The 9,108-nt window shown below is 59.6% G+C and carries 8 protein-coding genes; 3 read left to right on the forward strand and 5 right to left on the reverse strand.

Going from position 1 to position 9,108, the window contains the following annotated elements; translation table 11 throughout:
- Nucleotides 1-392 precede the first annotated feature (392 nt).
- From D0550_RS27735 to D0550_RS27750, 3 genes are all read left to right on the forward strand, one after another.
- Nucleotides 393-746 (forward strand): saccharopine dehydrogenase family protein, encoded by a 354-nt coding sequence (locus tag D0550_RS27735; protein ID WP_116812454.1) that lies wholly within the window; start codon nucleotides 393-395, stop codon nucleotides 744-746.
- Nucleotides 743-934 (forward strand): hypothetical protein, encoded by a 192-nt coding sequence (locus D0550_RS27740; protein WP_116812455.1) that lies wholly within the window; start codon nucleotides 743-745, stop codon nucleotides 932-934. Before D0550_RS27735 ends, D0550_RS27740 begins: the two co-directional genes overlap by 4 nt.
- 235 nt (nucleotides 935-1,169) lie before the next feature.
- Nucleotides 1,170-1,553 carry a helix-turn-helix transcriptional regulator gene (locus D0550_RS27750; RefSeq protein ID WP_116812457.1) on the forward strand — a complete coding sequence of 128 codons (384 nt, stop codon included), beginning with the start codon at nucleotides 1,170-1,172 and terminating at the stop codon, nucleotides 1,551-1,553.
- A 186-nt stretch (nucleotides 1,554-1,739) separates the two neighbouring features.
- Here D0550_RS27750 and D0550_RS27760 read toward each other — a convergent pair whose 3' ends face one another.
- From D0550_RS27760 to D0550_RS27780, 5 genes are all read right to left on the reverse strand, one after another.
- On the reverse strand, nucleotides 1,740-2,006 hold the full coding sequence (locus tag D0550_RS27760) for a helix-turn-helix transcriptional regulator (protein WP_116812459.1): 267 nt from the start codon (nucleotides 2,004-2,006) through the stop codon (nucleotides 1,740-1,742).
- A 525-nt stretch (nucleotides 2,007-2,531) separates the two neighbouring features.
- Nucleotides 2,532-3,707 carry a Wadjet anti-phage system protein JetD domain-containing protein gene (locus D0550_RS27765; RefSeq protein ID WP_206606583.1) on the reverse strand — a complete coding sequence of 392 codons (1,176 nt, stop codon included), beginning with the start codon at nucleotides 3,705-3,707 and terminating at the stop codon, nucleotides 2,532-2,534.
- Nucleotides 3,704-7,354 carry an SbcC/MukB-like Walker B domain-containing protein gene (locus tag D0550_RS27770; RefSeq protein WP_116812461.1) on the reverse strand — a complete coding sequence of 1,217 codons (3,651 nt, stop codon included), beginning with the start codon at nucleotides 7,352-7,354 and terminating at the stop codon, nucleotides 3,704-3,706. Before D0550_RS27770 ends, D0550_RS27765 begins: the two co-directional genes overlap by 4 nt.
- A complete protein-coding gene (locus D0550_RS27775) occupies nucleotides 7,351-7,974 on the reverse strand; it encodes a DUF4194 domain-containing protein (protein ID WP_206606584.1) in 624 nt (207 codons plus the stop codon). The genes D0550_RS27770 and D0550_RS27775 overlap by 4 nt, the downstream gene beginning before the upstream one ends.
- 41 nt (nucleotides 7,975-8,015) lie before the next feature.
- The gene (locus tag D0550_RS27780) at nucleotides 8,016-9,083 is read right to left on the reverse strand and encodes a hypothetical protein (RefSeq protein ID WP_153067387.1); all 1,068 of its coding nucleotides are present in this window, start codon (nucleotides 9,081-9,083) and stop codon (nucleotides 8,016-8,018) included.
- Nucleotides 9,084-9,108 lie beyond the last annotated feature (25 nt).

A 9,108-nucleotide genomic window follows, 5' to 3' on the forward strand; every position in this document is an offset into this window, starting at 1 on the left:
GCAGCGTCAGATGTGTATAAGAGACANCGCCCCGCCCTTCCAATGTGTTAGAGCGGCTGCGAGACGAGAAGTTGGGACTGGTGCCCCCGGCAGGAGTTGAGCGATCGGCATTTTTGAGGCGTTTTTCAGGGACTAGAGGACCTCAAGAAACCGAGATACCCCCGCAGGTACCCCCACCCTGAACCCGCAGCCATGAGAGGCCGAAGCCGGTGCTATCAGCGCCGGCCCGGCCTGACCGCTACTGCCTTTTAGGAGGCTGTCATGGCTGCCAAGATCACGATGCCGCGGCGAATCCCTCGTCGCGTATTCCCCCTCTGTCCGTTACTCGCTGTGCTGACCGCGCAGATGCCCTCGCCTGTTTTACCCATCGCCTTTGACGCTAGGGGTGTTCTATGAGCGCCCTGGACGCCGAGGACATCGACGCCCTCATCGCTCTGCTGAACCAGCCCGATGGAGCGGAAACGGTAGCGCAGTTCCGCAGGCAGCTGAACGCAATCCGCGCCACCTTGGAGCAGATCGAAAGCTACATAGACGTCGCCAACTCTGTCCTGCGGGCACAGGCTGCCGAACTCGATGTCGCCGTTGCTACTGTGCTGGAGGGGACGAGCAACCTGCTTGCAACGGCTCACGAAAGCCTTGATACCGCGCACAGCCTGCTGCCACGAATCTCACTTCAGCCAAGTCTCGCTCCCGAGCTAGTTATTCTTCGGCACAAGCTCAGCACCCTGCAAGGGGGTGCCGCATGACTCCGCTAGACGCATGGGATATGGCCGTCCTTAGACTGGCCCTGGATTTCCTTCGCCATCACGCCGATGTCAGCCTGGCGACTGCCCGAGCCCAGCACAACATCCGCAAGCAGTCCGCCTTCCTCGCCCTGCGTGCGCAGATCGCAGTTGTCCGCACGAAACTCCACGCGATGCAGGTGTCGCCGTGAGCGGCGCCAGGACACAGACGCTGCCGAAACGGACTTCAGATGGGGCCACGACTCGAAAGCGCAGTCCGCTCGATGTCGCGACTCGCAACCTTCAGGTGGCACATGCGGTGGCAACGGTCGCGGAGCGCGCAGCGACACACGACTTGGTCGAAGTGCACTACCTCGCTGATGTGCTCGTCGCGCTGATCCAGCTAATCGAGAACGGCCAGGACGCTCTCGACCAGTTGGAGGCGCCATGAACACGTTGCGCGCCGAATCCCGTGCCTATTTCCGAGAACTGGGCAAGAGCATAGAGAAGCTGCGGAAATCGCAGCAAATGACACAAGCGGAACTTGCGCGAGCCGTCGGCGTGACCCCGCAGGCGATCTATGCGTATGAAATTGGCGACCGTCGGCCGTCGGTGCTGATCGTTGCCAAGCTGGCCAAGGCGCTGGCTGTCACCGTGGAGGAGCTCACGGGACTTCGCTGCACGGTGCCGACTCGTAAAGGACGCCTGTCCCCGCGAGCTGCGCGACTGGCTGAGCGGCTTCAGGCACTGCCCACGACTCAGCGACGCTTGGTCTTTCGAATCGTCACCAGTCTGGAGGACAGCAACACAGCCAACCAGACGGATGCCTGATCATGAACAATCCCATCGGTGAAACTCGCGAGGAGCGCGAGCAACTGACGAAACGCGCGCTCGCGGACATCGTGCGCAAACGTATGGCTGCACGCCGACTGCACCAGACCGATGTGGCCCGCTGGAGTGGCGTCAGTCGCTCGTTCGTTCAGTCTGTCCTGCGAGCGCAGAGCGATGGATCCCTCTTCATGTTCCTGGAGCTATGCCGTGGACTTCGCGTCGAAGACCCTTCCGAGCTTTTGAGGGATGTTCTGCACCATCGCGATGTACTTCGACAACGGGGCGCGAGTCGATCCATTCCTTGATCTCATCCTCACGCCATGCACTGGCGCGCTCAGTGATGCGCCGCTGGCGCGGAAATTGGCCGGAACGAATGTAGCGGTAGATCGTGTCCCGTCCCAATCCGGTGACCACAATGACCTGCCGCAAGCGCAATAGACGAGGCGTGTTCATCTCACATCCTCGCTCGATGGGCGACGGCACCTCAAGCTCTGGTGCTGAAGGCATTGTGAAGGCGGAAAGCCCCCTCGCCTGTAGGCGCGCAAAAGAAAATCAATCGTCGAAGACGCATGCATGGTGGAGAGTTCCTGGCAAGAACGGTGACCCGCGAGGGGGATGGGAAGCCGATTTTGTCTTGCGGCCGTTGTGCCGCAATCGGTCAAGGAAATCAGCTCACTACTTGAGCTGATTCAGGGTGCAAGACCTTCAGCGAGTCACACAGAATGCGAATTCTGACGAGTTCACCGCGGGTGCCACCGATGACCAGGAATTCTTCGGCGGCTAAATCTGACGCACGTGTGATGGTACGCAGATAGAACGTAAGTCGGAAGGGACAGGACGTCAAGAGCTGGGCGAGAGAGCGAACTCAACGAAAGAGTCGCAGCGGTTCGCACAGCTACGGTCGAAGACTCTCGCGTCAACTACCAAACTGCCGGTCCGCCCACAGAAATTCTGTGGACGGACCAAGAAAGGCGCTCCTTATCCCCTCACGTCGAAAATCTCCTGATCAACGAAGCGTCCCTCGCGGCGTAACAACGGAAGCAGTTCGTTATCGGCGTACGTGCAGCCGGAGATCGTTGGATCACGCTGTCCTGTCTTGTCAGCCTCATCCGGCGCATGGGACTGACCTGACACAAGCGCCGCCTGCAGCACCCGATAGCCAACCGGCCAAGCAACCGCGTTGGGACAGCCCTCCCGCAGGTTCTTCAGGATCTCCATTCCCGCAAAATCCAAATCTCCGAAGAAAGCGACGGGAAGCTCGAGTTCGCCTCGCTGCCAGGCGATGACGCGTGCGCGCTCCGACGATGGCTCACTACCGGCCCGCCAGTACAACTGGCCACCTAACGGCGTACGCATGCGGCGAGCGGTCCCTTTGAAACCCGCCGCGAATAGAAGCACTGTACGTTCCCAAGCTGCTTGCCTATGAGCTGCCATCTGCTCGAACGTCAGCAGATTCTCAACAAATAGTAGGGTGTCAAACTGATCCGGCACCGCGGCGAGCAATTGTATCGGTGCTTCAAAGAATTGCCCTGCTCGAGCTCCGAGCAGCCGCAGAAGCTCCTCGCGATGATCGAGCACCTTACTGCTTCCACCGAACACTCGACACGACGCCTCGCGCACTGGCAAGAACTCCATGTGGCGACAGAGCCGCTCAAGGTGCGCCAGAGCCCGCACAGCATCGTCGAACTCCAGGCGCGAAAGCGCCATCAAAGGATTGCGTGCCAGATGGTCAGCCAAGTTGTCCCAAGGCAGTTCGATCAGCTCGCTGTCGCGTTCCGCTGGTTCTACCGGAACCGCCGGATGCTCTCTGAGAAATTCGACGAACCGACGCGACCATTCTTCCCGACGGGGCGTGTAACCCGACCATCCAGCAAGCGCATCAAAATCCAGGAGTTCCAAGGTTGGCGCGCGATCCACCAACGTCTGAAACTGCCGCGCCGGCTGCAAGTACAGCGCTACCCATCCGCAAGCACCGAATTCCAGGAGCAAGGACTCCAAGTGCAGCATCTCTTCTGCAGTCGTTCGCTCGAAGAGTTCCGGAGCAGAATCGGCATCCACTCTCAAGCGCACAGGCTTGGTGCTCCTCGCACGTTCGGCCTTCTGTAGCAGCAAGCGTGCAAGCCGCTCGAGAAAGGGATGCTGAGTAGGGGTCACTCCGCCCCTCCCTGTGGTTGCTCGACTGGCTGCGACTGATGCTCGAAAGAAATCTTGCCTTTCTGACGCGCCGCTTCGGCATGCTGATTCCACAGTCGCTGGAGTGCGTCCTGCTTGAGCCACTTCTCTTGCGCTTCGCTCACGAACAGGATCTTGCCATCGCGCTTGGCGGAAACTTTGGAGAACGTAAACTCTTTGCCGAACTCGGGTTTCACTGCACCTGATTTCGAGGTCGGCATGGCCACAATAAGCTGAAGCTTTAGATTTTGGGAAAGGAACCTCAGCACGCTGCGGGATCGCGATTCATCCATCTTTGCGAAGGCCTCATCAGAGAGCATCAGACGAAGCGCCGCTGCTCCGTCGCGGTCACGCCCGAAGTGCCCGAGTGCATGAGCCAGCACGGCGGCACGGATCACGTAGAACGGAGTCTCGAGCTCGCCACCTGATCCTGTGCCCCAGGTTGACAGCTTCGTCACTCCACTGTCGTTGCGCCGGATGATGTCGTAGCGCCGATAGTTGCGATAGTCCGCGAGCTCGCGCAACGATCTCTCCGAACGCGTCTGGTCCTCCGAAAGCAACAGATCCCGAATGTGCCCCGCCGTGGCGCGGTGCTCCGGACTCAAGCGCGGCGAGTCGAAGATGGAGACCTTGTCCTTTTCCAGAGTCTCGACGATACCGTCCAACGTCTCGAAGAATTCGTAATACTGCTTGAACTGAGGCACCCAATCCCAGTCAAGCTCGTAAGTGTCATAGCCGAACCGCAGGTTCTTTAGTTCACGGTTGAGTTTCGTGAGCGTCGTCAACCCAGTACGTACATCGTCGCGCACCTTGAAACAGAACCCTGTCGTGAACACCGCGTTGAAGCTCGTCTCGGCTTCGGTCAAGGTATGCAGATTCTGCGCAAGCCCAATGGATTCCTGACGTCGGAGCTGATCGCTGACGCGTTCACGTAGACTCAGCACCGCGCGGAGCACGTCTTCGATGCGATCCACTTGGCGCGGTGGATCAGCGTAGTTAAAGCGCTCGTCTTCAGTGCGTACGCTCGAGAGGTACATGTCGACTCCGTCACGCACCTCTTGAAGCTTTGAGCCGAGTTGAGAGCGCGCATTGTCGGACCGCGTTCCCAAGCCCGCCGTGGAAATGGGGTCCGTCCGAGCGATCTTCTCTGCCTCGTCCCGAAGCTGCGTCTCCGTTGCAATAGCGTGCGCCACGGCGGCAAAGCGACTCGTCCATGTTGCCGCGTTGATGGCGTCCGCCTGAAACCGAGGAAGCTGCTCCCTGAGCGAACTCTGACTCTCTTGAAGCTCCTTCATCTTGCCCGCTTGCACCGCAAGCTTACCGATCTCCTCCTCGTAAGCCTTCTCAGCTACGTTGAATTGTTCTCTCAGTCGCTGCCGCTCCCGTTCAAGAGCGTCGATACTCGAGGTATCGAGTGCAGCGAGCGAGCGCTGATTAGTGGCGTACAGACGCTGCGTCTCCTGCACCACCTCAATGCGTGGCGTCAATGACTCAATCGTTAACTCAGCAAACCAACCGGCCAGTTGTTTCAGCGACTTCATCTGATGATCGAGCACCTGCAGTTCATCCCGAATTTCGAGAAGGCGCCGCTCACACCAAGCCATTCGCCGCTTGCGAGAAGCTTCGCCGAACGCGAGCTGATGCTCCTCCATCCAGCAGGAGAACATCCCGTAGCCCCGGCTACCGATACCCTGCTCCATCAAGCCCTGCGGTGTGCGGCGCAACTCCTCTTCTGTGGCAACCTTACGTACCCGGCCGTAACGTGCCCAGAGATATGCTTTAGCGATCGGATGAGAGCACTGCAGTTCGTGAATAACGGACTGTGTACCCAGGTTCGTACCACGCGTGTCCTCTATAGCCTTGGCGCCCTGGACAATCTTCGCGGCACCCGGCGGGCATTTTCGGCGCACCAAGCGTATCGCTGCCGCCTCAGACTCAGGACTCACGATCAGCGCAAAGCGATCACGCGACATGTAACCCTCGATGGCAGGTTGCCATGAGGTGTTAGCCCGAGGCTCCACATATTGAGCAAGCATCTTTGGCTCGGCTTGCGGGAGCTCCCGCTCGATGAGGCGCAGAGCCTCACGTACTTCCAGGGGGGCGGGTGACCTGCCGGATTGTAGAACGCGCAACTCGGCCGAGAGCTGAACCTCCTCGTCCTTGAGTTGGGCGGTCCGAGCACGCGCGTCGAGCTGCGCCTGCAGAATGATGGCAGTCACCGAGTCCTCATCCGAGCGCACACGCTGAACCAATGTGGACCAGTCCGCATCGATCTGGGCCGCCGCCAGCTCAGGAAGCGCATCGCCGATACTCGCTTCCCGGCATAAGCCTTCTCTCATGGCGAGCGTCCAGGTCGCGCGTATGCGTTCGTGCCAAACAGCCAGTGCTTCGGCTGCTTTGGCGAGCGATGGCAGCGCGCTCAGATCCATCGTACGCAATTGCTCGATGCGCGTGATCCAAGAGTCAAGCAGTCCCGCCGCCTGACGCAAGGCATGCCACTCCGGCCTGAAGCGACTCTCAAGCTGCGTGGCCTCGAAGCGCAGCGCCGCGTGCTCGCGCGCGATATCGCTTTTTGCCAGCTTGGCCGCGATCACGTCAATCTGCTCGTTGATACTGCTCTTCTCTTCCTGCAATCGCCTCTTGCGATCGCTCACTGCCACGTTCTTTTTCTCGATGACTGCGATCGAGCGTTGCACCGATTCGAGGGCAGTCTCGGCATCGTATTGGACGCGCAGCGCGTGCGCGAAAGTGCTCACTACGAAACGCTGAGCCACATCCAACACCCCACAGCACCGCTCGTCCACCGACTTCAAACGACTGATGTTGACCCGCAGCCGTTCTGCGTCGGCCTTCAGGCGCGCCATGCTCTGCATCAACTCGCGCAGACGAGTTAAGCCTTCGCTGAAATCATTGGCGTCGAGAATTTCATCTCGCACGAGATCGTGTACGTTGCCGAGTTCCTTGTAGGCCATGGCTTTGACGATGGCACGCGCCGCCCGAAATGCATCCTGCTCCGGCACATAAGCCTTGCCCATGAATGCGCCATAGAGATGCTGCAGATAACGTCCCTTGTTATCCTCGAAGGACTGAAGACACTCAGCCCCCACTTTCAGCTGCGACTGCAGGTGGACATAGATATCTTTGAGCGGCACGAGCCCAATCGGCTGCGTCCCCTGGCGCAGGAGATGTGAGATATCTAATGGCCGTCGCACAACGAGCATTCGTATCTTCAGGAGTTCGGCCTTGTTGCCCTCCTGCACAGCGTCGATGCCGATGAGCGCTGTGAACGGCTGCTCGATTTCGCCGGCGCCTACTGACGCCTCGAAAACCGCTGCAATGTACGTTGTGGCTCGCGCTCGGATGAACACGCCATCAGCCACTTGCCCAAGCGCATAGGCAGAGAGCGTACGCGGCTCCTTGCCGCCGCGTCGGGACTGAGTGGACTCGTCTTGGCCAACATTGAAGTGATATAGCCCCGCGCGCGTCGCAGTCAGTAGCGTCTGAATCGCATCGAGAAGCGTGGACTTACCGGAGCCGGATTCCCCGGTGAGCAACAGCGTGTCGGGCAGCTCCCATTCGCGATCTTCGAGTGTGCCCCAGTTCAGAGTGATGAGTTTGCTCAGCTTCACGCCGATGCCTCCGGCTCCTCGACAGAAGATTTTATCCGCTGCAGTACTTCCGCGAGCGCATCGTCGCTGACGAATGACATTACCGGCCGAAGGATGCTCAGGATGCTTTCCATGGCACCCGCACTTTCACCGTCGTTGAAACGGATTAGTCGATGCTTGCGGAGTTGACGCAAGAGCGACACACGCTCGGCAATGGAGCCCGGCAACGTGTGCCCAAGCAGGGATACGATCGTCTGCGAGAGCTCCTCCAGCGTAACCATCAGCTCTTGGTCGATCAGCTCGCGCTTGCCGGTGAGCCCCTCGGTATAGATAAAGCGAAGCGCGATACAGCAAGCAATGAAATCGTGTGAGAGCCGCGCACGGAGACGTTTGACACCCTCCTCTTCACCGTCCTCACCGGGCGGATACAAGCGAAAGATCGTGGCATCGACGTCGTGCGTGAGCAGAAATCCCACGGTACCAAACCACTCGCGCAGCAACTGCTCGCACTGCCGGGCATCGTCATATAGCTGCGCTTCGGCCTCGGAATAATCTCGCCACAGAACGCCCGATGCCAGCAGCCGACCCGCGAGCTGCGCAAAGCGCTCACGCGTCACAAGACCAATGCCCTCGTGCTTCAAGCGCTCATCGGTGAATTGCTGAACTGATAGGTACGGAGGTGTCACGACTCGACGGGGTCCTGCGGCCGAAGTTCATAGTCTGTAGCGATGAAATAGTCGGTCTCGAAGGGCTGCGCGAGCTTGCGTGCAAGCACCTTACGACGGCCTTCGGTCGAGCGAGCCGCCCCGATTGCATGGAGGCTCACGAGCACGTCCGTCGCGGAAGCCGCTGGGAGCTGCGACAGCCGGATCGCATGCACATCCATATGACGGCGTAAGACTTCCAGGATCTCGAGCTCGCTGAATGCAAAAGCTTCCGCCTCAGCACGCCGCATGGCGGCCTCTAGCCGGCTCGCCTCGTCTACGACGATGGGCCCTTGCTCCGGCGGATCTGAGGCCTTCTCACGCCTTGGCCAGCGCACGCCGCTGCCGATGAGGCTGATCTCGCTTGGCGCCAGGCGCCGCGCCAGCGCGTCGAGCAATGCGTACCGTTGAGTACCATCGCCTGCCTTGAGCCAACTCATTGTGCGCCCCAGGGGCGAGGCAGCGCTGTAGTCCAGCGACAACGCCTGACGCAGCAGGCTGGTGAAACGCTTGACGTAGTTGCCCATCTCGACGCGCAACATCGGCAACTTGAGACTGCAGGCTGCCTCGACCATGCTCTCAATGCGCTCGCATAGCCAAAGCATGGGACTGCGCCCTTGCACCTCCATTTCGATCCACGGCGCTCGCTGCTTCAGCGTCCCATCTACGGTGGCGCGTTTGTCGGCGTCGAAGCTTCGAATAAGGTCGAGCATTTCGAGGATATTTCCGCGATGACGCTCAGCGGAATCCGCCACCAGTCGTACCGAGTACTCCCGTGCGAAGCGCCTCTCGACGAACTCATTGAATTCCTCCCATGCGACCTTCTGCTCGAGGGCCTCCCGGGTGAGGCTCTGCAAGAGCATTCGGAAGTATTCGATATCTTCCTGCAGATCCTGCACGACGCGCGTGGCATAGTCGTAGCCATCCAGCAGCTCATCGGCATCAAGGCTCTGCAGGAACGCATCGAGCGATTCTTGGCTGAGCGCATGTTGCGCTGGCGCGTCTTGGCGCGTGAGTTTTGTCGAGACTCGAGAAAACTTCGGCAAACTCTTTGCCGGCACGACTCAGTTT

It is taken from the genome of Steroidobacter cummioxidans (assembly GCF_003104955.1).

Excerpts from the sequence above, each read along its gene's own strand:
- D0550_RS27760 (WP_116812459.1), bottom strand. The coding sequence starts at position 2,006 with ATGAACACGCCTCGTCTATTGCGCTTGCGGCAGGTCATTGTGGTCACC.
- D0550_RS27740 (WP_116812455.1), top strand. The coding sequence starts at position 743 with ATGACTCCGCTAGACGCATGGGATATGGCCGTCCTTAGACTGGCCCTG.
- D0550_RS27750 (WP_116812457.1), top strand. The coding sequence starts at position 1,170 with ATGAACACGTTGCGCGCCGAATCCCGTGCCTATTTCCGAGAACTGGGC.
- D0550_RS27735 (WP_116812454.1), top strand. The coding sequence starts at position 393 with ATGAGCGCCCTGGACGCCGAGGACATCGACGCCCTCATCGCTCTGCTG.